The 23539-nt window shown below is 58.5% G+C and carries 18 protein-coding genes and 1 pseudogene; 10 read left to right on the top strand and 9 right to left on the bottom strand.

What is annotated here, in order from left to right; all coding sequences use genetic code 11:
- Positions 1-1038 (bottom strand): autotransporter domain-containing protein, encoded by a 1038-nt coding sequence (locus BMS17_RS21690; protein WP_175648985.1) that lies wholly within the window; start codon positions 1036-1038, stop codon positions 1-3.
- A gap of 227 nt (positions 1039-1265) precedes the next feature.
- Between BMS17_RS21690 and BMS17_RS21685 the strand changes: the two genes are divergently transcribed.
- The 3 genes from BMS17_RS21685 (at position 1266) to BMS17_RS21675 (ending at position 5178) form a co-directional block, all read left to right on the top strand.
- A complete protein-coding gene (locus BMS17_RS21685) occupies positions 1266-1847 on the top strand; it encodes a hypothetical protein (RefSeq protein WP_046032691.1) in 582 nt (193 codons plus the stop codon).
- A gap of 357 nt (positions 1848-2204) precedes the next feature.
- Positions 2205-3668: a DUF1254 domain-containing protein gene (locus tag BMS17_RS21680; protein WP_077431718.1), complete on the top strand. Its 1464-nt coding sequence runs from the start codon at positions 2205-2207 to the stop codon at positions 3666-3668.
- A 19-nt stretch (positions 3669-3687) separates the two neighbouring features.
- Positions 3688-5178, top strand: a complete 1491-nt coding sequence (locus BMS17_RS21675) for a DUF1254 domain-containing protein (RefSeq protein WP_077431717.1) — start codon at positions 3688-3690, stop codon at positions 5176-5178.
- Positions 5179-5545: 367 nt separating this feature from the next.
- Here the strand turns inward: BMS17_RS21675 and BMS17_RS21670 are convergent, their stop codons facing one another.
- Positions 5546-8458: an autotransporter domain-containing protein gene (locus BMS17_RS21670; RefSeq protein WP_175648984.1), complete on the bottom strand. Its 2913-nt coding sequence runs from the start codon at positions 8456-8458 to the stop codon at positions 5546-5548.
- A gap of 470 nt (positions 8459-8928) precedes the next feature.
- Between BMS17_RS21670 and BMS17_RS30035 the strand changes: the two are divergent.
- Positions 8929-9183, top strand: a pseudogene (locus BMS17_RS30035) (transposase); the annotation flags it as partial.
- 373 nt (positions 9184-9556) lie between these two features.
- Here the strand turns inward: BMS17_RS30035 and BMS17_RS21660 are convergent.
- A complete protein-coding gene (locus BMS17_RS21660; RefSeq protein ID WP_046032687.1) occupies positions 9557-9994 on the bottom strand; it encodes a VOC family protein in 438 nt (145 codons plus the stop codon).
- Between the two features lie 88 nt (positions 9995-10082).
- Positions 10083-10490 carry a hypothetical protein gene (locus tag BMS17_RS21655; protein ID WP_046032686.1) on the bottom strand — a complete coding sequence of 136 codons (408 nt, stop codon included), beginning with the start codon at positions 10488-10490 and terminating at the stop codon, positions 10083-10085.
- 148 nt (positions 10491-10638) lie between these two features.
- Here BMS17_RS21655 and BMS17_RS21650 point away from each other — a divergent pair, with 148 nt between their 5' ends.
- The 3 genes from BMS17_RS21650 to BMS17_RS21640 all read left to right on the top strand — a co-directional run bounded on the left by BMS17_RS21650 (position 10639) and on the right by BMS17_RS21640 (position 14815).
- Positions 10639-10914: a hypothetical protein gene (locus BMS17_RS21650; protein ID WP_077431714.1), complete on the top strand. Its 276-nt coding sequence runs from the start codon at positions 10639-10641 to the stop codon at positions 10912-10914.
- A 475-nt stretch (positions 10915-11389) separates the two neighbouring features.
- The gene (locus tag BMS17_RS21645; RefSeq protein ID WP_077431713.1) at positions 11390-12715 is read left to right on the top strand and encodes an OprD family porin; all 1326 of its coding nucleotides are present in this window, start codon (positions 11390-11392) and stop codon (positions 12713-12715) included.
- Between the two features lie 423 nt (positions 12716-13138).
- Positions 13139-14815 (top strand): MFS transporter, encoded by a 1677-nt coding sequence (locus tag BMS17_RS21640; RefSeq protein WP_046032683.1) that lies wholly within the window; start codon positions 13139-13141, stop codon positions 14813-14815.
- Positions 14816-14858: 43 nt separating this feature from the next.
- Here the strand turns inward: BMS17_RS21640 and BMS17_RS21635 are convergent, their stop codons facing one another.
- The gene (locus BMS17_RS21635; protein ID WP_077432205.1) at positions 14859-15842 is read right to left on the bottom strand and encodes a GlxA family transcriptional regulator; all 984 of its coding nucleotides are present in this window, start codon (positions 15840-15842) and stop codon (positions 14859-14861) included.
- A gap of 264 nt (positions 15843-16106) precedes the next feature.
- Here BMS17_RS21635 and tynA point away from each other — a divergent pair, with 264 nt between their 5' ends.
- The gene (gene tynA / locus BMS17_RS21630; protein WP_077431712.1) at positions 16107-18395 is read left to right on the top strand and encodes a primary-amine oxidase; all 2289 of its coding nucleotides are present in this window, start codon (positions 16107-16109) and stop codon (positions 18393-18395) included.
- A gap of 138 nt (positions 18396-18533) precedes the next feature.
- Here the strand turns inward: tynA and BMS17_RS21625 are convergent, their stop codons facing one another.
- Together BMS17_RS21625 and BMS17_RS21620 are read right to left on the bottom strand one after the other, a co-directional pair.
- Positions 18534-18842, bottom strand: coding sequence for a cupredoxin family copper-binding protein (locus BMS17_RS21625; RefSeq protein WP_046032681.1), 309 nt, complete (start codon positions 18840-18842; stop codon positions 18534-18536).
- 15 nt (positions 18843-18857) lie between these two features.
- A complete protein-coding gene (locus BMS17_RS21620) occupies positions 18858-19826 on the bottom strand; it encodes a metallophosphoesterase (protein ID WP_077431711.1) in 969 nt (322 codons plus the stop codon).
- A 286-nt stretch (positions 19827-20112) separates the two neighbouring features.
- Between BMS17_RS21620 and BMS17_RS21615 the strand changes: the two genes are divergently transcribed.
- Both BMS17_RS21615 and BMS17_RS21610 read left to right on the top strand, forming a co-directional pair.
- Positions 20113-20625, top strand: a complete 513-nt coding sequence (locus tag BMS17_RS21615) for a sigma-70 family RNA polymerase sigma factor (protein ID WP_046032679.1) — start codon at positions 20113-20115, stop codon at positions 20623-20625.
- Complete coding sequence (locus BMS17_RS21610; RefSeq protein ID WP_077431710.1) at positions 20618-21355, top strand: anti-sigma factor; 738 nt, start codon at positions 20618-20620, stop codon at positions 21353-21355. Before BMS17_RS21615 ends, BMS17_RS21610 begins: the two co-directional genes overlap by 8 nt.
- Before the next feature lie 66 nt (positions 21356-21421).
- Here the strand turns inward: BMS17_RS21610 and feaR are convergent, their stop codons facing one another.
- Together feaR and paaX are read right to left on the bottom strand one after the other, a co-directional pair.
- Entirely contained in the window at positions 21422-22336 is a 915-nt protein-coding gene (feaR, locus tag BMS17_RS21605) for a transcriptional regulator FeaR (RefSeq protein ID WP_046032677.1), read from the bottom strand.
- Between the two features lie 85 nt (positions 22337-22421).
- Positions 22422-23345 (bottom strand): phenylacetic acid degradation operon negative regulatory protein PaaX, encoded by a 924-nt coding sequence (gene paaX / locus BMS17_RS21600; RefSeq protein WP_077431709.1) that lies wholly within the window; start codon positions 23343-23345, stop codon positions 22422-22424.
- Between the last annotated feature and the right edge of the window lie 194 nt (positions 23346-23539).

Raw genomic sequence — 23539 nt, 5'->3', positions numbered from 1 at the left:
TTAGAACGTTACCCGTAACAACCCCACAAGGCCGTTCTCATGAGCGTCGCTGGCTAATTGGCCGTTGTAGATCAGACTCAGGTTGGTACTCGGGGTCAGCGCCGCTTCCATCCCCAGATTCACGATGGTCACGTCCTCGGCCAACGGTACGCCGGGTATCGAGAATGTGTTTGCTGAGCGGGCGAACGATTGTGTGTCGACAGGTTCGAGATCGCCAAATGTATGGCGCCAGCCCAACCCGCCTTTCACCCTCATGGGCACGTTATTGGCGAGGAAGGCGTAGCTGGGCCGTATTCCCAATGTGCTGTACGTCACATCGTTGTCGCTGCTGTCCACGGAGAGTGCAGCAGGCCCACCGTGTTCGGTGAACCCATCGGCGCTCACCTTCACCCACGCGAGGTCGGCATAGGGCTCGAGTATCATCGGCCCCACATTGAACCTGTATCCGACATCGCTGAAGACCTGGCCGGTATTGGCCGAGTAGTCGGCGTGAGGGGAGTCACTGAAATCGCCGAAGTTCACGGTCCGGCGCGTATCGATTTCGTTGAACGTGTAGCTGGTGCCCGCCTTGAGCGACCACGGCCCGAGCAGCGTACCGACGTACGCGCCAACGGTGTAATTATCGCCATCGGCCGAACTGTAGCGCGCGTCCACATTGGACCGTGTGTAGCCGAACAAAACGCCCAGTGTGGTGGTGTCGGTGATGCGCGAGTCGATCCCCAGAAACGTCCCGCCGGTATCAACCGATAGGTCACCTTGTTCGCGGTGTGCGCCGACACCTTGTATCCATGCGGTCAGGTTCGAAGCCAGTTGCACCGTATTGTCCGCAGCATGGTGGGGGGTGACCGGCGCCCCCAATGGCATGTCGAGTCGGTCGAAGATCGCGTCTCGCTCGAAGTGGCTGTCCTCCAGCATCACGGTCATGTTCGATGGGTAGACCTGACCGGACAATTGATCGAGAGCAACCCGGATTTCACCCACGGTGGGCAACAGGATGATCCCGCCGAGGATCGGGTTGTCTGGCGGTAACTCATCCACGGCGCCCCCTGTTGATTCTTGTGGCGGGGTGATCGCTATGGGGGGTTGTGGTGGCACCCCGACTATTGGGGGGGCTGGCGTGCCACCCGGAGAGTACCTGGTCGAAATTCGCGCCCAGGATAATTTCCCAATGCAAATGCAAATGCAAATGCAAAGGCCAATGCCGGAGTGCCACTTTTCCACTGCTATGCTGATAGCATCTTTTTCCTTCACTAGAGACGAGCAGCATGGCAGCAGAAGGCAAGCATTCCCTGCTCACTTTCAAGGTTATGGCCGGCTCGGCTGGAGGCGTCCTTGTCGCTTGGGCTGCCACAAAGCTGCTCGACACTTACTTCGAGCTGACGTTGCTGGCCGTTACCAAGGACTGGCTGCTACGTGCGTGGAGCTGGCTTCTGTTAGAAACGCCCATGCCGAACTGGTCGCTGCTGATGTTTATCGCGGCGCTGATCAGCACTCTGGCTATAGCAATTTACTACTACCGCACCACTGACGGAGCTTGCGGCGAGCTACATGAGATAGAGCGAAAAATTTACAAAGCGAACAACCCTCAGTTTCCACAGCTGACAGAGAACCAGACACTGTTGATGGAAGCGTTGGCCTATCATGCAAACTTCAGAAAAATTGCAAACTTAGACTCGGTTTGCAAACTTGTGTCACTCAGCAAGTTGGAAGTTGAAGAAGGGCTTAAGCAACTCCAGGTCAAACGTCTTGTTAAGCAAAAAGTGACACGGGGTACGTTCGGCGCGACCATTTTTGAACTTACCTTGGCAGGCAAGGACTATGCGTTAGAGCGACTTGAACTAACGTAGTAAAGAAACACAGGACGCGCCATGAAGGCACTTCTTGAGTGACAGAATTCACCCGGCGGGGACACCTCGTTCCTCGACAAGAATGAAGAGTTCATCAAGATAACGCTCGCGTTGATGATGACGCCGGAGTAACGGCATTCGCAGGCCACTGTCGCTCGCTACGTCCGCAATGGACTTTTAAAATCGCGCCAGCGCTATGACAAATCGCGACATAGCGAGCATTCAGCTATTGAGGTGCCGGTTGAATCCAGCCAATAGCAGGCATGTAAACAGACCCAAATCATGACTCGGTAAAGATGAGCTATCTTGTCAGCGACTCACCGCCATCAGGTGATCGCCATCAAGTAAGGATGCTTTATGAATCGCCCCCCCTATCGCCACGCCCTCTTTGCACTGACGTTCATCACGACACTCTCCACTGCAGCTTTGTTGGCCACTCAGAGCTACGCCGCCGAGGCCACCATCGCCGGGCCTGTAGCCGGCACCAAGGTGACTGAGCCGTACGTGCGCATGATGGCGCGTGAGGCGTACTTCTGGGGTTGGCCGATGGCCAATATCTTCAACCGTCGCCAGGCCTTCAAAGACCTTCCCGAGCCGGGTTTGATGGGCGGCATTGTGCCAGTGGCACCGATCAATCAGCTGTCGCTGCTGAGCGACTACATCGACCCCGCCGAGCGGCTGGTGGCGTGTCCCAATCAAGACGTCGTGTACGGCGCCGGCAGCATTGCCCTGGACCTTGAGCCCGTGGTGCTGCAAGTGCCGGATTTCGGCAGTCGGTTTTGGGTGTATCAGGTGGTTGATCTGCGCTCGGACAGCTTCGCCGAGCTGGGCAAAATGTACGGCACTCAACCTGGCTTCTACTTGCTGGTCGGGCCGGACTGGAATGGCAAGGTCCCGGCCGGCATTACCAAAGTGTTTCGTGCGCGCAGCAACACCGGTTTCGTGATTCCCCGCGTGTTCCAGGACGACACCGCCGCCGACCGTCAGACAGTGCAACCGGCGCTGGCCGGGATCGACATGTACCCGTTGTCCAAGTACGACGGCAAGGTCAAAAAACGTGACTGGGCCAAGCTGCCGAAATTTCCCGCCCAAGCGCAAGGCAACGCCGAAACCAAGTGGGTGATGCCAGAGAAGTTCTTCGACGAACTGCCTGCCCTTCTCAAAGATGCCAAGCCATTGCCGGGTGAAGAAGCCCGTTATGCGCAAATGGCCGCCCTGAGTGCTATCGCCAAGGCAGATCCGCAGCTCAAGGCAGCGATGATCGACGAGGCGAAAAAAGCCGACAGCGAAGTGATCGATCCGCTGTTGCAGTTCCGCAACTACGGCCTGCAATTGCCAGATCACTGGAGCACCATCAGTAACGGCGCGGCGTTCGGTACCGACTATTTCACCCGCACGGCCGTGGCACGCTCGAACATTTTCGTTAACCAGCAGAAAGAGACCAAATACTTCTATCAGGATCTGGATCAGGCTGGCGCGCGTCTCAATGGTCAGAACGGCTACAGCGTGACCTTCGCCAAAGACAAGCTGCCCCCGGTCAAAGGCTTCTGGTCGCTGACGCTGTACAACGAACAACACTTTTTCGCGCCCAATGACCTGAAGCGTTATTCCATCGGCACCAAGAACAAATCCCTGCAAGCCAACGCCGACGGCTCGCTGACGATTTATGTGCAGAGCGAATCGCCGGGCAAGGACAAGGAAAGCAACTGGCTGCCTTCGCCCAAAGATGCGGACTACTCGTTGTATATCCGTGCCTATTGGCCAGAGCCCGCCGCACTGAATGGCCAGTGGGTTCCGCCAGCCGTAGTCAAAGCCGATTAATCAGAACAGGACGTCAATCATGAGTACCTCAGGTAAAACCCTGACTGCCTTGACCCTGGGCATTGCAATCAGCATCAGCGCCCAGGCCGCCACGCACTACGAGCAACTGGCCGATCTGCCGTTTGCCGGCGGCTATCCAACACTCGACGGTGTGGCGCAACTGAAAAACGAGCTGTTGTTCCAGCGCGCCGTGCAGTCTTACATCTGGGCCTTGCCCGCGCTGAACATGTACGCCATGAAAGAAGGCTCGGAGAAAACCTTCGGCGCGGGCTACAACGTGTTGCCGATCTGGAAAGACCGACTCAATGCCAGGACACTCGTGACCACGCCGAACTCCGACGTGATCTATGCCATGGGCTATCTCGACCTGAAGCAGGAAGGTCCGATGGTGATCGAGGTTCCGCCGGGCTTGCAGGGCATTCTCGACGATTTTTTCCAGCGCCCGATTTGCTCCGAGGGCCCGATTGAAGGTCGCCAGTGGTGCGGCGATGTCGGCTTGCCCGGACCGGACAAGGGCAAGGGCGCCAAGTACCTGGTATTGCCACCGGACTTCAAAGGTGAAGTGCCGCCCGGTTACCTGACTTACCGCTCGCGCACCTATGGCGTGTTCGTGTTCTGGCGCGGGTTCTTCAAGGATCCGAAGCAGCTTGAGGGGCCAGTGAAGGTCATGGAACAGACGCGCATCTATCCGCTGGGTAAAGAAGCCACGGCCAAGGCAATGGTGTTCCCGAACGCTTCGAAAACTCCGGTCAACATGCTCTACCCTACCGATGGCAGCGCATTCGACATGCTCTCGCGCTTTATCGACCACGAATACGTCGACCCGCAAGACATGGAAATGCGCGGCATGCTCGCCGCCCTGGGCATCGTCAAGGGCAAACCGTTCCAGCCTGACTCGGCAACGCGGGAGCTGCTCGACAAGGCCGCGAAAACCGCCAGCAAGATCGGCCACGCCATTTCCTATACCCCGCAGACCATTGTCACCGGTGGCACCTGGTATCCGGATCGCAAGTGGCTGAATGTATTCCCCGGCAACGCCACTTTTACTGCCGACACTTTCAACTACATCGACCCGCGCACAGGCTTCTTCACCAACGCCTATTCGGCGAGCCCAGGCATGGCGGTGAACATGGAGAACGTCGGGGCCAAGTACCCGGCGACGTTCGTCGATGCCAAAGGGGAATTCCTGTCGGGCAGCAACGTTTACACGCTGAACTTGCCAAAAGGCATTCCGGCGGCGTTGTTCTGGTCGGTCACGGCCTATGACTCGGTGACCGCCTCCGGTCTGGATAACGGGCAACCCTTCCCATCGCTGAACACCATGGACAAACCAGTGGCCAACGCCGACGGCTCGATCGACGTCCACTTCGGCCCCGAGTCACCGGGGGCTGGAAAAAACTGGATTCGGACTCTGCCTGACAAGGGCTTCTTCGTCATCCTGCGTTTGTACGGCCCGACCAAGGCGTTCTTCGATAAAGCCTGGAAACCTGGCGATTTGCAGAAAAAGTAACGAGAGACACCGCCAGGCGATATGAGCACATCAGAGTGCTCATATCGCCGTGGGGTTAGTTTGACGGAACGATGTTTTACCGCCGGTCAGTGGCAGCGATGGGGGGTGGATTCAACCGGTCGATTCAACACTTATGGCCACTGTCCTGACTGTTTGTTTGCAGCTCTTTGCCCGAGGCTGTCACAGCCATTAGCTGCCATTCGTGACAGACCGCCATCGGCCAATAGCAGCCCGTCGAAGATTTTCATGTGGTGGTAATTGAGGCTCGCAATGAACGCTACGTGACGAGGCCAGACGTTGAGCGCTCATCAGCCGTTGTCGATCACTCGCTCCACCTGCCGGCCAACCTGCACACTTGGGAGGCTAATTAGAACGTTACCCGCAACAACCCCACGAGACCGTTCTCATGCGCGTCGCTGGCTAACTGGCCACTGTAGATCAGGCTCAGGTTGGTACTCGGTGTCAGGGCGGCTTCTACCCCCAAATTGACGACCGTCACGTCCTCGGCCAGCGGTAAACCGGGGATCGCGAATGTATTTGTGGTCCGGGCGAATGCGTTTTTGTCGGAGGGTTCGAGGTCACCGAACGTGTGGCGCCAGCCCAACCCGCCCTTCACTCTCATGGGCATCTCGTTGGCGACAAATGTGTAGCTGGGCCGTATTCCCAATGTACTGTACGTCACGTCGTTGTCGCTGCCGTCCACTGTGAGAGCGGCAGGCCCACCGTGTTCGGTAAACCCATCGGCGTTCACCTTCACCCATGCGAGGTCGGCATAGGGCTCCAGCACCATGGGCCCCGCGTTCAATCTGTACCCGACATCGCTGAAAACCTGAGTGGTATTGGCTGAGTAATCGGCGTGAGGGGAGTCACTGAAATCGCCGAAGTTCACGGTCCGGCGCGTATCGATCTCGTTGAATGTGTAGCTGGTGCCGGCCTTGAGCGACCACGGCCCGAGCAGCGTCCCGACGTACGCGCCCACGGTGTAATTGTCGCCATCGGCCGAGCCGTAGCGCGCGTCTGCATTGGACCGCGTGTAGCCGAACAAAACGCCCAGTGTTGTCGTATCAGTGATGCGCGAGTCAAACCCCAGGAACGTCCCGCCGGTGTCAACCGATAGGTCACCTTGTTCGCGGTGTGCGCCGACACCTTGTATCCATGCGGTCAGGTTCGAAGCCAGTTGCACCGTATTGTCCGCTGCATGGTGGGGGGTGACCGGCGCCCCCAATGGCGTGTCGAGACGGTCAAAGACCGCGTCCCGCACGAAGTGGCTGTCCTCCAGCATCACGGTCATGAGCGATGGGTTGATCTGACCCGACAATTGATCGAGAGCAACCCGGATTTCACCCACGGTGGGCAACAGGATGATCCCGCCGAGGATCGGGTTGTCCGGCGGTAACTCATCCACGGCGCCCCCTGTTGATTCTTGAGGTGGGGTGATCGCTATCGGGGGGTCTGGTGTGCCCCCCGGTGGCGGGATGATGATCGGGTGTTCGGGTGTGCCGCCAATAGGTACCTGATTGCGGGCGACGAGGAAGTAGGCATTGTTCTGGTCGTAGGTGAGGCTGACGGTCGACAGCGGCAGCTCTCGGGTCGGGTAATTGAACGTGCCGTTGACGCCACCGTCAGCGGTGAGGATCGCGTACCGCTGGTTCACCACCGGGATAAAGCCGTTGAGTAAGGTGGTGGCGTCGGCATTGTTCAGCGTAGCGACGCCGGTGGCGTGAATCAGGTCATGCGCGCCGGAGGGGTTGAAGTCCACGATGTAATTGGCCGTGGGGGCGGTGGTCAGGCTCCCGGCAATATTGAGGGTGCCGGTTGTGTCGCGGGCCGGTCCCGGTGAAACGATACCGCCGACAGTGGTTTGCGGCAGCGTACCCGTGCCACCGAGGAAGGTTCCCGGGTTGGTTATCAACTGACTGGAGGTTGCGATTGAGCCATTGATGAACAGGAATCCGCGGTTCAGGTTTGTCGCCCCCGTGTAGGTGTTGCCGGCATTCAGGGTGACAAGCCCGCCGGAACCGCCATCACCGTCCAGGGCCAAAGAGCCGGAGCCACTGATCACACCATTCAAGGTGAAACCGGTATCGACAGCTTGTATGAGTGTGGCGTTTGCGGTCAGGGTTACTGGGCGATTTGTCGCGAACGTCTGCTTGGTGATGAGTGTGCCGTTACCAATGGTCAACGACCCGCCTGGGGCCCCAAGATTGCTGTCGCTGTCGACTGAGACAGTGCCGGCGTTGATGGTGGTGCCCCCGCCATAGGTGTTGACCTCACTCAATACAAGCGTGCCGTCACCTGCCTTGGTCAATGCGCCGTTGCCGGAGATCACGCCGCCATAGTTCAACGTTGTGCCGGACTGCGTCTCGAATGTGCCTCCACCCGCACCGAGATTCGCTTGCCGGGTGGTCGAAATGTCAGCTGTGGTGCTCAAGGCGCCTGAGTCAAAGGACAGTGCTCCCGAAGTAGCCCCAAGGTTCGCATCACTGGCGATCTGCAGCACGCCGCCACCAAGGGTGGTACCGCCTGAGTAAGAGTTGTTGGCGCTGAGCACGGTGGTGCCGCTTAAGGCGACGACCTGGCCAGCACCTGCAATCAGGGGAGCAAAAGTATAGGCGCCGCTGGTATCGGTATGGTTGAACACGATACGCCCCGCGCCGGCACCAAAGGTCACGGGCCCTATCGTCGACAAGGTGCCCGGCGCGACGGGGGACGCACCTTGGGCAGCGCCGATGGTGAGCACGCCACTGGAGCCCGCGTCCTGTGCAATGGCTACACGCGGTGCGATGGCCCGACCGCCGTCGGCCAACGTGAGGCTGCCGGCGCCGCCGATGCCGACCGTCAAGGTATCGGTGTTGGTCCAGGTCGAGCCCGAACCGGTTACCACTACATCACCGATCGAATTCGGGTTGCGCGCAATGCGGCCGCCGTCGTTGTTGACGGTGGCACCAGCACTAATAGTCAAGTGGCCTTGACCGCTGAAGCCCACATCCATCTCACCGGGCATTTGCATGCTGGTCCCGGAGCCCGTGACCGTCACCTCACCCACACCCCGTGTATTGGTGCCGATGCGGGTGCCGAAGATGGCAAACATTCTCACCAGGCCGCCATCGGAAATCAGCAGGGTTCCATGGCCCGACTGACCGACCTGGAATTCGCCATTGAGGTTGTCCCAAGTGGAACGGACGCCAGCGGAATCCACGCCAGTAACCGTGGCCGACCCCACGCTGCCCAGCAATGCTCCCAGGCTTCCGGCCGGCGTGCTGCCAGGAGTCCTACTCACCACGTTTCCGCCGTTTTGGATGATCAGGTTGCCCTGGCCGGCGAAACCGATGATGAGTTGCTCCCCTACGATCCAGGGGCTCGGTTGGGTGGTGCTCGGCACCGTGACCGTCTCGCCGCCATCGATCACGACTGGCTGGGCGTACGCCGTCTTCTGCGCAAGAACAGCCAGCATGCTTATTGCAACAGTGGGTAGCCATCGCGATGTACACGCGAAGCGGGACGGGCGGACGGGCGAGAGCATTTGCTGTTACCTCAGCATGTCGTTCACCATTGAGCTCCGTCGAGCCCCGTTTCACCCTCAACTCCTCCGGCAACGCGTCTCCCTCTCCATCGTTGGCAACGGAAACAGAAACCTGGCGTTGCCTTCCTCAAGGCTCGAATGTGTTGGAGGGCACCGAATCTTGCCTCGCTGCTTGTATCTAGAATTGCAGCCTATGATGCAGCGTAGTACATCTATTCGAGTGTTAGTACATCAGCGATACCAATCCTGTGCGCGTAGTCGACGTCTTCGTCGGGTTTTGAAAGGGTCATTCCAGCAGATACTGGCCGACCTGCTTACCCTCTCGCGATCCTGATGAAGATCTACATCTACGACTGGCTCAACCGCATTCAATTGAGTCGGCGGTTGGAACAAAAATCACAACGCAATGTCGAGCTGATGTGGCCCACCGGCTGTTTAAACCATTCGCCAACTTCGGAAAAGACAACAGCAAGACCATCCGAGACGCCAAGCTGCCGCCGTTCCGCTTTACCGGCACGCTCGACAAGCTGACCATCACGCTGGAGACGCCTAAGCTGATTGCTGAAGAATGGGGTGCTTTTCGATCAAAAAATGCAACAGGTCAAGAGCGCGGCGCGGTAGTCCCTGTCTCTCGCTGGCAAATCGCGCGGGGCGTTTCTGCATGGGGGACGGTCCGCGTAAAGTAATTCGGGGCTAGCCAAGAGGCCGCACCATCGCTACTGCAGCTCAAGGAGGAGCTAGTAGTCGTTTTTCCACTGGCCGCTTCGGGTTGTTTGCTGCCCGTCACGACAGGCAGAAAACGACCAGAAATGAACATTAAAATCCTCAGCCCTCACGCTACGCGACATCATGCTCTCAGGCTGTTACATGATGCTCGACCGCCCTGATTCCCAAGCTTTGAGTGAACCGCAATAGATAGCCATCTGGATCAAGTACCAGGAAATTAAGCTCACCGTGCAGGCGCTCGTTATCTCGGTACCAGCACTCTTGAATGGGTCTGCGCAATTCAATACCGGCCTCTTCGAGGGCTCTAGCCAACGCTTTGGAGTCAGAACACTGAATCGACAGATTCATTCCTCGGCCATAGGGTGCCATTAGAGGGCCAACGCGCCATGGAGATGCTTGCAGATCATCTTGTTCCAGCATCAATTGGCTGCCTTGAAAAGACAAAAAGGTGAATTTGTCTTCAGGCCTTTCGTATTCAACCTGGAAACCCAGAACCTGGCAGTAAAACGCCAGGCTTCGTTGCAAGTCAGAGACGATCATCTCTGGAACCAACATGTTCATCTTCATGAACGGACTCCTTGTCGTTGATAAAACCCCTTCAAGCATCGAGACGGCTCGTCCCTGCTTTTTCCAACTGCCCGGTTTGGCTCGTCATTCACTGAAACGTCAGCTTCTCTATCAGCGAGGCGACGTCCTTCGCTCCAAAACAGCGAAATTTGACGCTGCCGGCATCGGTGTCCAGACGGACGATCTTCGTCACAAACCCGCCTTCAACGCTGACTTTTCGGACCCATGCCAGCGGAAGCTCAATATCCAGCGTGCCATCCTGAACGAGGCGGTTCATGGCATTGGCGTTCAAGCGAACCACGGTTGGGGTCACCTCCAGTTTCCCGCCCACCCACAACCCACCGTATGCTTCCTTGAATGCTTCCAGCACCCCGGCCAACACGTCCACATCACCACTCTCGGCGACGGCGTACACATCGCTGACATTGGCGTAATTCACCTCGACGTCGGCCACCAGAAAATTGACCAGCTTGGACTTCAGAATCTTTTCGGCCATCGCGACAACTCCATCAGTTGAGTAGCAATCCATAAAATCACGCAAACACTACCATCAAGGAGTGTGAATGCCATTGTTCTCGCAACGGATTGATTTTGCGGGTCGAGATTGATTGAATGCTGGGCTTTTCGATAAGGAAGTCCCGCGCATGAACCTGAAAAAACTTGAAAAACCGGTCAACAGGTTTGGATTCATTCTGTTCTGTTTGTCTTTAGGGCTTTGCCTGATCGCCTTTTTGATTACTTACAGAACACACCATTCGTTGGACGCTTACTGGCTTGGCCATTTGGTACTCGACGAGTCCCATGACTGGCAGCAAACCGTGTTCAAGTTTGGCCTGGCTGGCGTTGTCATTGGGTCTACCTTGGCCTGGAACTATCTGGACAACCTGAAACGACTCTATAAATGGGTCAGGAGCGCTTGAAGACAGCGCTGCGAAGCAATCCAGGTCTGCCGATTTCAGTCTCCGATTACGCCGAGGCCCACTCGATCGCCTGCAACGTTCCTGTTCAGTTGGCCTCCCCATCTGACTGAACGCCAGCAGGCGCAGATGGATGAAAATCCGCCCGGCCGAGTTTCAAAAACACCGACGCCCCATGCCTCTGTACGACAAGCCTTATCCCTCCACGAAAATTACTTTCGCCTCGTTTGAAAATCACCTCTCGAAATGTTTTAAGAGTTTCACAACCCATTCGACGTGACCCTTTCGAGGAGTACCGCATGACCCTGTCCTTCGGACTTTCCTGCCTGATTTAACCGTATTCCGGTCGAACCAAAAAAACACGTCATCCCGACGGCCTGATGTTCAGGGTCGCTCATCGGATGCGCCCTGTTGCGCGCCGGTTTCGGGTTGGCGGTGAACCTCCAGAACAATCATAAGAATTCACCAGGAGCACCGTATGTACCAACGAGCAGTCCCCACCGCCCTCTTGCTGGCCGCCAGTTCCATGTGCGCGCAGGCAGCAGACACCGCCGCGCACGGCTTTCTGGAAGACAGTAAAGCCACCCTCTCGATGCGCACTTTGTATTTCAACAGCGACTACCGCGACGGCACCGCCGCCCCCTCGAAAACCGAAGAAGCGGCCCAGGGTTTGGTGCTGCGCTATGAATCCGGGTTTACGCAAGGCGCGGTCGGGTTCGGGCTGGATGCGCAGGCGCTGCAGGGCATCACGCTGGACAGTGGCGCAGGCCGGCATGTCGGCAGCGGCATGATCCCGACTGACGGCGACGGTGCGGCTGACGCCTGGAGCAGCTTCGGCCCGACGGCGAAGATGCGCATTTCGAAAACAGAATTTCGCTACGGCACCCTGCTGCCAAAGTTGCCGATCCTCATTGCCAACGATGCCCGGGTATTGCCGCAGTCATTCACCGGTGCCCAAGTCACCTCGAACGACATCGATGGCCTGACCCTGACCAGTGGCGTGATTGAACACGCGGTCGGCCGAGCCTCCACCGACCGTACCGGTTTGTCAGTGCCTGGCGCGACTCAGGACAGCAACACGTTCTACTACGCCGGTGGCGACTACAGCATCACCAAAGACTTGAAGGCCCAGTACTACTTCGCGCAGCTGGAAGACTTCTACAACCAGAACTTCCTGGGGCTGGTCCACGTCCTGCCGATTGACAGCAAAAGCTCGCTCACCACCGACCTGCGCTACTTCAACACGACCTCGACCGGCGCCAACAGCACCGCCGCCGGCCGGGCGCAAGGTTATGGCATGTCCGGTTTCACCGAGAACAACAACGGTGAGATCGACAACAACACCTGGTCCGCGATGATCACCTATGTGAACGGGGGTCATGCGGTGTCTTTGGGGCATCAACGCGTGAGCGACGGCAGCAACTTCGTCCAGCCCAACCAGGGCAGCCTGGTGGACAAGGGCGCCGGTGGCGGCAGCGTTTACCTGCCCACGGACAAGATGATCCAGAACTTTGCCCGCGCCGGTGAGCAGACTAATTTCGGTCAGTACACCTATGACTTCGCGCCCCTGGGCATTCCAGGATTGAAAGCCTCTGTGGCGTACCTCAAAGGCACGGACATCAAGGCCCGCAACGCCAGTGACCAGTCCGAGTGGGAGCGCGACATGACCCTGGACTACGTACTGCAATCGGGCACGCTCAAGGGCCTGGGCTTTACCGTGCGTAACGCCAAGTCCAATACGGACGCCGGGCGCAACGTCGACCAGAATCGCTTTATCGTCAATTACACGATTTCGCTGCTGTAAGCACCGCCCTTTAAGGAACCCACGATCTGTAGCAGCTGGCGAAGCTTGCGTCGGCCGGTCCGCGCTCGGGCGAAGCAGTCGTAAATCCTGAGCGCGCGGACTTCCTGAAACACTGCATCGTCTGATTTTACGACTGCTGCGCAGCCGAACGCAGGCTTCGCCAGCTGCTACAGGGTTCGCTTTGGCTTGAGCATTACGAAGGTTTTCGGTTTTTTTGGGGCACTGATTTGTAGTCTGCGTGATGGCGAGTGGATATCTGCGCGAAGGTGATTATGCTTCAACTAACCCGGCACCTATCCGAGGCGGTCAGCTGCATCCAGACTTCGTGCAATTTGCAATCCGACGACATCAGCCCCAGGGCCTGGGTGCGGTAAATGGTGTGAGGTACTCCGGCCTATAACAAGAGCAAGACGGAGAACACTCATGGCCGTAATCGACAGCACAACCACGGGCAGCACGCCCAAACGCGGGATCACCAAGGAGGAGCGCAAGGTCATTTTTGCCTCTTCCCTGGGCACCGTTTTCGAATGGTACGACTTCTACCTTTACGGCTCCCTCGCCGCCATCATCGCCAAGCACTTCTTCGCGGGGGTCAATGAGACCACGGCCTTCATCTTCGCACTGCTCGCGTTCGCCGCAGGCTTCGCCGTAAGGCCTTTCGGCGCCATCGTGTTCGGTCGGCTGGGTGACATGATCGGACGTAAGCACACCTTCCTGATCACCATTGTCATCATGGGTATTTCCACCGCCATCGTCGGTTTTCTACCGGGCTACGCCACCATCGGCGTGGCAGCGCCGGTCATCCTGATCAGCCTGCGCCTGCTGCAAGGCCTGGCCCTGGGCGGTGAGTACGGCGGCGCCGCGACGTACGTGGCTGAACATGCGCCGCCCGGCAAGCGCGGTTACTTTACGTCGTGGATCCAGACCACGGCGACCCTGGGCCTGTTTCTTTCGCTGCTGGTGATTCTCGCCTGCCGCACCCTGCTCGGCACCGAAGCGTTCGAGGCCTGGGGCTGGCGGATTCCATTCCTGCTCTCGATCCTGCTGCTGATCGTCTCGGTGTACATCCGCCTGCAACTGAGCGAGTCGCCGGTGTTCAAGAAAATGAAGGCGGAAGGCAAAGCCTCCAAGGCACCGCTGACCGAATCCTTCGCCCGCTGGGGCAACCTGAAAATCGTCATCATGGCCTTGCTCGGCGGTACGGCCGGCCAGGCGGTGGTCTGGTACACCGGGCAGTTCTATGCACTGTTTTTTCTATTGCAGATGCTCAAGATCGACCCACAAACCGCCAACCTGTTGATCGCCGGCTCGCTGCTGATCGGCACGCCGTTCTTCGTCATATTCGGCAGCCTGTCCGACCGCATCGGCCGCAAAGGCATCATCATGGCCGGCTGCATCCTCGCGGCAGTGACCTACTTCCCGATCTTCCATGCGTTGACCCAATACGGTAACCCCGACGTGTTCGCCGCGCAGGAAAAGAACCCGGTGACGGTGATCGCCGATCCCGGCCAGTGCTCGTTCCAGTTCGACCCGGTGGGCAAGGCCAGATTCACCAGTTCCTGCGACCTCGCCAAGAGCGTGCTGGCGAAGAAAGCCATCCCCTACAAAAACGAGAAGGCCGAACCGGGTACCGTCGCGCAGGTCCGCATCGGCGACAAGGTGTTGCCGAGCTTCGAGGGCACCAGCCTGCCGGCCGCCGACTTCAAGGCCAGGAACGATGCCTTTGTCGCCACCCTCGGCACCGCCCTCAAGGACGCCGGTTACCCTGAAAAGGCTGACCCGGCGAAGACCAACTACCCGATGGTGTTGCTGCTGCTGACCATCCTGGTGATCTACGTGACCATGGTCTACGGCCCGATTGCCGCCTGGCTGGTGGAACTGTTCCCGGCGCGCATCCGCTACACCTCGATGTCGCTGCCGTATCACATCGGCAACGGCTGGTTCGGCGGTTTTCTGCCCACGGTGGCCTTCGCCATGGTCGCGGCCACGGGGGATATCTATTACGGGCTGTGGTATCCGATCGTGATCGCGGTGATGACGGCCGTACTCGGCACGTTCTTCCTGCCGGAAACCAAGGACCGCGAGATTCATCACACTTAAGGTGAACAACCGCCCTCTCCTGCCGGGGAGAGGGCATGGCTGTTTATTTGACGAGCCGTGTTTCCTTGGACGGCCGGTAGCCAAAATACGAGCTGTAGCACTTGCTGAAATGGCTCGGCGAAACAAACCCGCACGCCACCAACACGTCCACCTGGGACAACTCCGTGTGCTGAAGCAGTCGACGCGCTTCGGTGATGCGCAGCTCCATGTAATAGCGCTGCGGCGTGGTGCCCAGTTGCTCCTTGAACAAGCGCTCGAGCTGGCGACGTGAACGCCCGGCGTAGACCGCCAGTTGTTCCAGCTCCAAAGGTTCTTCGAGGTTGGCGTCCATCAGCTTGACCACCTCACGCAACGGCGCGCTCACGCAGATGTTTTCCGCCGGTTTGATGCGCCGGTAGCGAGATTCTTCGAAAGCCAGAATGTCCTCGATACCCTCGACCAGCGCTTTATCGTGCAGCCCCTTGATCCAGTCCAGCGCCATATGGAAAGCCCCCGCAGGGCTGGACGCCGTGAGTCGGTCCCGGTCAATCACAAAGGGCTCGCTGGTGACATGAGCAGCCTTGGAAACCTCCGCCAGCGCGGGCCGATGCTCTGGATGAATGGCGCAACGGTAGCCGTCCAGCAGGCCGGCGCTGCCCAGAAACCACGCGCCGTTCCACAGCCCGGCCAGGGTGATGCCCTGCTCTGCCGCAGCCTTGAGCACGCTGATCAGTTCATCGCTTGCCTTCAGTTCAGTCCGGTAGCCGCCACAAATGACCAGCAGATCCAGCTGTTGAAGCGCCCCCGCATTGAATCGGGCATCGGGTCGAATGACCAACCCCAGATCGCTGACCACCTCCCCGTCATTCAAGCCAAACGTGCGGGACGAGAACAATCCGGGGCGTAGCAGGTTGGACGTGACAATCGTGTCCAGCGCTTGCGTGAACGCCGGCAGCGAAAAGTGTTCGAGCAGCAAAAAACCGGTTCGCGTCAGTTGCACCGGCGCGTTGGAATGCTCATTGAGGTAGCGGAGATTTTTGCCTTTCATGCCGCCGCTGAATTGCCGTCGTTCGATCAATGTTCGACCCACTTGATTACGTTAACGTTGGAAGCCAAGACACGCATATTCATTATGCGACAGATCAGGCCAACTGGAAGCTGGCCGACGCCACGTTGTTGTTTGTGGATTAACCTTGGTCAACCGCTCATTTAGGCACGCAGAAACAGAAATCTGGCAGGAATTCACAAGAAGCCATCCACTGGCTGTAGCAAAGTGTGCTGTGCTGACACCGGTTTACCAAGGAACTCAGAAATGTTCACCTCTATTGTCTCGTTAAAAAGAAAACCATTGGCCCGGCTCGCGCTGGCCATTTCCCTGAGTACCTTCGGCTTGCCGGGTTTGATGTCTAGCGCACAGGCCCACGGCGGGGCTGCCGAGATGGTGCCGCTGCAATCGACGCTTGAAGAGTTTGGCGCCACGGTCAAATGGGACAGTTACGCCAACCTGTTCGTGATTGCCAAGGACGGTGTCTACCTCAAGGTCAAACCGGACAGCAAAGTCGCCATGCTCAACGGCAAGCGCATGGAGCTGTCGGTCCCGGTGGTGTTCAAACACGACACCGCGTACATGTCGAAGGACTTCATCAATCAGGTGTTCCAGTCCGGCCTGGATAAAACCTTTGTCGTCGAAACCCGCCCTAACCCGCTCAACCCGTTGAGCGCGGACGAAATCAAGGCAGCGGTGGACATCGTCAAGCAGTCCGAGCATTACCAACCCGGTTTTCGTTTCACCGAAGTCTCCGTCAATGAGCCGCCCAAGGATCAGGTCTGGAACTTCGTCTTCACTGGCCAGAATGTCACGCAACCGCGCCAGGCCAACATCGTGGTGCTGGACGGCAAGCACGTGATTGAAGCGTTGGTCGATCTCGACGCCAAGGCGCTCAAGTCCTGGAAGCCGATCGAAGGTGCCCACGGCATGGTCCTGCTGGACGATTTCGCCACCGTGCAGTCGGCCGTCGAGAACAGCCCCGAGTACGCGCAAGCCTTGGCCAAGCGTGGCATCAATGATGTGAAGAAGGTCGTCGCCACGCCGCTGACGGTCGGTTACTTCGATGGCAAGGACGGGCTGACGCAGGACAAACGCCTGCTGAAAATCGTCAGCTACCTCAACACCGATGACGGCAACTACTGGGCACACCCGATCGAGGGCCTGGTGGCGATTGTCGACCTTGAGCAAAAGAAGCTGATCAAGATCGAAGACGAGGCACTGATTCCTGTACCGATGAAGCCGACGCCGTACGACGGCCGTGGCCGCAAGGGTGTGCAGGTCAAGCCGCTGGAAATCATCGAGCCGGAAGGGAAAAACTACACCATCACCGGCAACAGCATTCACTGGCAGAACTGGGACTTCCATGTTCGCCTCGATTCGCGGGTCGGCCCGATCCTGTCCACCGTCACGTACGACGATAAGGGCAAGAAACGCAAAATCATGTACGAAGGCTCGCTGGGCGGGATGATCGTGCCTTACGGCGACCCCGACGCCGGCTGGTACTTCAAGGCTTACCTGGACTCAGGCGAATACGGCATGGGTACCCTGACTTCGCCGATTGCCCGCGGCAAAGACGCCCCGCAAAACGCCGTGCTGCTCGACGCCACAATCGCCGACTACACCGGCGCGCCGCAGTCGATTCCCCGCGCCATAGCGGTGTTCGAACGCTACGCCGGCCCGGAATACAAACACCAGGAAATGGGCCAGCCCAACCTCAGCACCGAGCGGCGTGAACTGGTGGTGCGCTGGATCAGCACCGTGGGCAACTACGACTACATCGTCGATTGGGTCTTCCAGCAAAACGGCACCATCGGCATCGATGCCGGCGCCACCGGGATCGAAGCGGTCAAGGGCGTGCAGTCCAAGACCATGCACGAAGCCACGGCCAAGGAAGACACGCGCTACGGCACCCTGCTGGACCACAACATCGTCGGCACCACGCACCAGCACATCTATAACTTCCGCCTGGACATGGACGTGGATGGCGAAAGCAACTCGCTGGTTGAAGTGAACCCGGTGGTACTGCCCAACGACCGTGGCGGCCCGCGCACCAGCACGATGCAGACCGAGCACAACGTGGTCAGCAACGAACAGCAAGCTGCACAGAAATTCGACCCTTCGACCGTTCGCCTGATGACCAACTTCAGCAAGGAAAACAAAGTCGGCAATCCGGTTTCCTATCAGTTGATTCCGTATGCCGGCGGCACGCACCCGGTGGCCAAGGGCGCCAACTTCGGCAAGGACGAATGGCTCTATCACCGCCTCAGCTTCATGGACAAACAACTGTGGGTGACGCGCTACGATCCGCAGGAGAAGTACCCGGAAGGCAAATACCCGAACCGTTCGGATAAAGACTCCGGGCTCGGGCAGTTCACCGCGGATAACCAGTCCATCGAAAACTCGGACGATGTGGTCTGGCTGACCACCGGCACCACGCACATTGCGCGGGCCGAGGAATGGCCGATCATGCCGACCGAGTGGGTTCACGTGCTGTTGAAGCCGTGGAACTTCTTTGACGAGACGCCAACGTTGAACCTCAACGCCCCGCAGTAACTACACACATAGAACTTGTGGGAGCGAGCTTGCTCGCGATGGCTGAGTGTCAGTCAACATCTACGTAATCTGACACACCGCTATCGCGAGCAAGCTCGCTCCCACAGGGGTCCGGGGTTGTTCAAGGTATTTGCAGCATCACTGGCTAACCACAATCTTCCCAATCATCTGCGGATGCAGCGCACAAAAATATTCAAACTCTCCCGGCGTATTGAACACCCAGGAAAAGCTGTCATTGGTGTCCAGCGCCCCTGAGCGAAACACCTTGTGGGTTTCCGCCACCGTGTGCGGAATCTGGTCGTCGTTCACCCACGTCACTTTGGTGCCCACGGCCACGTTCAAATCCTTGGGCCCGAACATGAACTCCTTGATATCGATTTTCACCTCCTGAGCCCACACCGGCATCGACAGCATCAGGCAGGCCGCAGCCAACAGTCGCTTTTTCATCCGAGTATCCTCCCCCTAAACCAGTGTCGAATCGATCAGCGCCAGCGGATGATCACCCTGCGTCGCTCGCACATCGGTGATCCCCAGGTAATTGCGCAGCTGATCAGCCGCCACCGTCATCGGCCCAGGTGTCGGTGCCGCACCCGGTGCGGGTTGTGGATAAGCGGTGCCACGGGCGGTGTGGAAGGTGATATTGCCTTCGACTTTCTGGATGACCTGGTGGATATGCCCGTTCAACACCGTCACCGAACCGTACTTGCGCAGCATGGCAATCGCCTGATCGCCATCCTCGGTGCCCCAGCCCCACGGCTGATAAACCGTCCACAACGGGATATGGGTAAACACCACAATGGGCGTGCTGCTGGTCACGGCGCGCAAATCATCGGCCAGCCAGGCCAGTTGATCGGCGCCGAGGGTCGCTTCACGGCCCGCCTGGAAATTGAAGACATTCACCAGCGCAATAAAATGCACGCCGTGGTCGTCGAAGCTGTACCAGCCATTGCCTTTGGTGCCCTTGCCGTAACGCTCCAGGTAGAGCTTGCCGCCGCCCTCGTCGAGGGTGTCATGCTCCCCCGGAACGTAGTGCACGGTGGACGGCAGGCCCTTGAGCAGTTGCGCGGCCGTGTCAAATTCCTCGGGTTTGGACAGGTGGGTGATATCGCCGGTATGCAGAATCAGCGACGGTGGTTTTGGCAGCGCGATGACCTTGTCGATCGCCACCTGCAAGGTCTTCACCGGTTCCGGGTTGGCCTCCTTGTTGAAGCCGATGTGCGAGTCGCTGATCTGCACGAAGTGGAAGGTGCTGGCCAGTGCCTTGGGGTCGGAAACGTTGCCCGTCGCATCTAGGGCAAAGGCCCGGGGAATGCCGCCGCTCAAGGCCCAGATGACCCCCGCTCCGGCCCACGCCGAGCATTTCAGCAGTGTCCGGCGGTCGGGGTTGAGCGGGCCGTCGGTGCGAAGCGGGTGTCTTGATTGAATGTCCATCGGTTTTCCCTCGCTGGCGAACTACAGTGATGGTGCTGACACAAGGTACAACCCATCAGGACGGCGTTTTATTCCACTACATTGAACGTCTGTAGCCGCTGTCGAGGCACGAGGCTGCGTTGCGTGTCCGCAGGACCGCCCTTCGGGGGCCGCTACGCAGCCCAACGCAGCCTCGTGCCTCGACAGCGGCTACAGGGAAATGAGTTGTGTGTTGGAAAAGTTGTTTTTTTCGGGAATAAAATGCGGAGTAGCGCGGTTATAGAGGTGGGACAGTGCGGGAACCACTATGAAGCGATTTGAGGAACTGTTTGCGCCCCACCTGGACGCGGCCTACAACCTCGCGCGCTGGCTCACCGGCAACGACAGCGCCGCGCGCGATGTCGTCCAGGAAAGTGCCCTGCGCGCCTTCCGCTTTTTACACCGCTTCGCCGATGGCAACGCCAAGGCGTGGTTCCTGACCATCGTGCGCAACGAAAGCTACACCTGGCTCAAGGCGTCGGCCGGGCGCCATTGGGTCGCGATCGGCGATGAATTGTCCGAAGAGGACGCCGCGCTGGGTCATGGCCAAACCCCGGAACTGCTGGCCATTCATACGGAAAATGCGGCGCTGATCCAGCAAGCCCTGTGCGCCCTGCCGCCGGCATTTCGTGAGGTGATTGTTCTGAAAGAACTCGAAGACCTGCCCTACAAGGACATCGCCCTGGTGGTCGATATTCCCATCGGCACCGTCATGTCGAGACTGGCTCGGGCGCGCGCCATGCTCAAGCTCGAACTACTGAAGTTGCACGATCATGAATGAACTCGACTGCACGGTTTGCCAGACGTTGATGCACGGCTATCTGGACAAGGAACTTGACCCGCCGACGACGGCAACGGTAGCCGGGCATTTGGCCGAGTGCGCCGAATGCGCGCGCTTGCACGATCAGGCGAGGCTGCTGATGCTCGGCGTGAAACGCCAGGCGCCGTATTACACGGCCCCGGCATCGTTGACCGCCAGTGTGTTCGCCGCTGCTGCCCCGCGCCCAAACATTGTCGAGCGCTGGCGAACATGGTTCGCACCGGCCTTTTCTGCGGCAGCGTTGGGCCTGGCGGTGGTGTTTTATGTGGCTACGCCGGCCAGCGAGCAGCCGTTGATGGACGAAGCTGTCTCCAGTCATGTCCGCTCGTTGATGGGTGAGCATTTGAATGATGTGGTGTCGTCCGACCGTCACACCGTGAAGCCTTGGTTCACCGGCAAACTCGACTTCTCGCCACCGGTCGTCGATTACTCGGCACAAGGGTTTGTGCTGTTGGGCGGACGGCTGGATTACTTGCAGCACCAGACCACGGCGGCCCTGAGTTATGGACGGGCCAAACACATTATCAACGTGTTTATCCTGCCCACGCCGGAGGCGGACCAGCCACTACAGAGTCAGTCCATTCGTGGTTTTAACGTGGTGTCCTGGCAAGCGAATCACATGCGGTTTGTGCTGGTATCCGATCTGGAGAAAAGCGAGCTGGAGGCGTTCAGCCAGATGCTCAAACCTTGAACACACACTTATCGCCTTCGCGAGCAAGCCCGCTCCCACAGGGGTATGCGTTGATTCAGGCAGATCTCAGGCGCGGTTTTTTCGGTACTCACCGGGGGAAATGCCAAACCGCGATTTGAATGCCGTGGAGAAGTGACTCGAATCGGAGAAACCCCAGGAGTAACCCAGCACGGACAGTTTCTGTTCGGTGCGCGATTGGCGCAGGGATTGGGCGCACAAGTCCAGCCGACGATTCTTGATGTATTTCGCGACCACCAGGCCCTTCTTGGCAAAGATCCGGTACAACCCTCGAACCGACATGCCAACTTCCCGCGCCAGCCATTCCGGACACAGCTCTTCGGAGCGAATGTTCGCGTCGATGCATTCCAGCGTCTTGCGAAAGAAGCGCTCGTGCAAATCGTTGCTGTCTTCGGCTTGGCTGATGGCCGGGCGCAGCAGACTGACAATCGCCTCCAGCGTCGCCTCACTTTCGGGCAGGCTGAGGCTGCTCTGGCGCGAGGCATCGAGAATCAGGTGGTGAGAGAGCATCGCCATCGGTGACGTTGCGGCGATCCGGTGACCGCACTTGATCTGGTTGAAGCGCAAGGATTGCTCAATCAACGGCGCAGGCAAAATCAGCGACAACTGCCGCGAGTTTTCACTGTAGGTGAAGTCGCTGGGGCGCGAGGCGTCGATCAGGGTGATGTCGCCCGCGCAGAGCAACACCTTGTCGTCGCCCTGAGCCATGCCTGCCGTACCGTCGAGCTGGAACACCGCAAAGTATTTACCGCCCTCGCCCACCGCGACTTCGGCAGGTGTGCGGTACAACCGCGCCTGGCAGGCGTCGACAAAACTGAGTTTCAGCGCGCCGCTTTGGTATTCGCGAATCTGGCCGGAGAACTCATCGCCCAGGGTTTGCGCATTGAAGGCGCCGCAGATCTGGTTGATCTGATGGATCCACTGATCAAATCCATCACGGCGCTGTGCATTTGCAGAAATCATGTCGGGCCTCACGCAGGCTTATTTTTATTATCTACGCCAATCCACAGGTCCTCCCTAACCAACACACTCCCACCACAATGACGGGCTACTTCAGCCCGCCAAACCGTCGATAGAAACTTTCGCCCACGTCCGGCAACGGACCATCGGCGGTTTCCAGTGCACTGTTCAACCATTCTTCGGCTTTGGCGTAGATCAGCCGGTAAATGTTGCGGCACAACTGGCGAGCGGCCCGACCTTCCCAATCGCCGGGCAGTAACTCGTCCGGCAGTTGCGGGTCGCGCAACAGCAGCTTGCGGTATTCATGAATAAGCAGGACGCGTGCCAGGAAGCAGTCACTCGGTTGCAGGTTCTCTTGCTCGCGAAGCGCTTGCCAGAGCGGTCGGAACAGTTGAATGAACTCGCTGTAATGGGTCGCCAGCTCTTCGATGTTCCAGCTTTCGCGCACCTGCAAACGCAAGGCCTTGGAGGCCAGGACGTCCTGCACGGTGGTTTCGAAGACGATGGTCTCTTCCTGAACGCCGAGGTCGAGCAACGTGGCGTTGAGATCGTTGCGGTCACTGCGCGGACACGCCAGCACCGCCGGCGAAATCGCACCAAAACCTTGCCACTCCAGTTCTTCGCGCACCTGTTTGCGCTTGTCCTGAGTCAGTTGCGTGAGCATCACCAGGCACCAGGAACCGTCCCACGCAGGAACAGTGGAGCTGTAGACGCGTTTGAACGCCTTGTCGAATCGCCGGCGACCGGTGCCGGTGAGGCTGTAATAGCTGCGGCGCCCGACTTTCTCGGCGGTCAGCCAGCCTTCTTTGGTCAGGCGGAAAATCGACGTGCGGATCAGCCGCTCGTTGATGCCGATGGGCTCGAGCAATTGAATCAGGCTGCCCAGCCAGACCGTTCCGCCATGGGGTTCGATGGCGTCGCCGTACAAGGTAATGATCAGCGAGCTGGCGCGGATTGGCGTCTGCTCCTGGAAGCGGGTGATCAATTGGTTCAAGGGTGTCAGGGACGACATGGGCGTACCGGGCTGAAAAAAGAAAAGGAATATACCGGTTTCATATGACTCACACGTACCCGTGTAGCAGCTGCCGAAGGCTGCGTCCGGCTGCGAAGCAATCGTAAAGCCTGAACATGCGGTGTTTCAGGAAGATCGTATCGACCCGATGGCGACTGCTTCGCAGCCGGACGCAGCCTTCGGCAGCGGCTACA

The sequence above is a fragment of the Pseudomonas sp. C9 genome (genome assembly GCF_002000165.1).
Lineage (GTDB): Bacteria > Pseudomonadota > Gammaproteobacteria > Pseudomonadales > Pseudomonadaceae > Aquipseudomonas.
This window is presented reverse-complemented; position numbering and strand designations above follow the sequence as displayed.

Coding starts and splice junctions, on each gene's coding strand:
- BMS17_RS21635 (WP_077432205.1), bottom strand. CDS start 15,842: ATGAAAGGCAAAAATCTCCGCTACCTCAATGAGCATTCCAACGCGCCG.
- BMS17_RS21675 (WP_077431717.1), top strand. CDS start 3,688: ATGAGTACCTCAGGTAAAACCCTGACTGCCTTGACCCTGGGCATTGCA.
- BMS17_RS21615 (WP_046032679.1), top strand. CDS start 20,113: ATGAAGCGATTTGAGGAACTGTTTGCGCCCCACCTGGACGCGGCCTAC.
- BMS17_RS21680 (WP_077431718.1), top strand. CDS start 2,205: ATGAATCGCCCCCCCTATCGCCACGCCCTCTTTGCACTGACGTTCATC.
- tynA (WP_077431712.1), top strand. CDS start 16,107: ATGTTCACCTCTATTGTCTCGTTAAAAAGAAAACCATTGGCCCGGCTC.
- BMS17_RS21685 (WP_046032691.1), top strand. CDS start 1,266: ATGGCAGCAGAAGGCAAGCATTCCCTGCTCACTTTCAAGGTTATGGCC.
- BMS17_RS21650 (WP_077431714.1), top strand. CDS start 10,639: ATGAACCTGAAAAAACTTGAAAAACCGGTCAACAGGTTTGGATTCATT.
- BMS17_RS21660 (WP_046032687.1), bottom strand. CDS start 9,994: ATGAAGATGAACATGTTGGTTCCAGAGATGATCGTCTCTGACTTGCAA.
- BMS17_RS21625 (WP_046032681.1), bottom strand. CDS start 18,842: ATGAAAAAGCGACTGTTGGCTGCGGCCTGCCTGATGCTGTCGATGCCG.
- BMS17_RS21655 (WP_046032686.1), bottom strand. CDS start 10,490: ATGGCCGAAAAGATTCTGAAGTCCAAGCTGGTCAATTTTCTGGTGGCC.
- feaR (WP_046032677.1), bottom strand. CDS start 22,336: ATGATTTCTGCAAATGCACAGCGCCGTGATGGATTTGATCAGTGGATC.
- paaX (WP_077431709.1), bottom strand. CDS start 23,345: ATGTCGTCCCTGACACCCTTGAACCAATTGATCACCCGCTTCCAGGAG.
- BMS17_RS21640 (WP_046032683.1), top strand. CDS start 13,139: ATGGCCGTAATCGACAGCACAACCACGGGCAGCACGCCCAAACGCGGG.
- BMS17_RS21645 (WP_077431713.1), top strand. CDS start 11,390: ATGTACCAACGAGCAGTCCCCACCGCCCTCTTGCTGGCCGCCAGTTCC.
- BMS17_RS21620 (WP_077431711.1), bottom strand. CDS start 19,826: ATGGACATTCAATCAAGACACCCGCTTCGCACCGACGGCCCGCTCAAC.
- BMS17_RS21610 (WP_077431710.1), top strand. CDS start 20,618: ATGAATGAACTCGACTGCACGGTTTGCCAGACGTTGATGCACGGCTAT.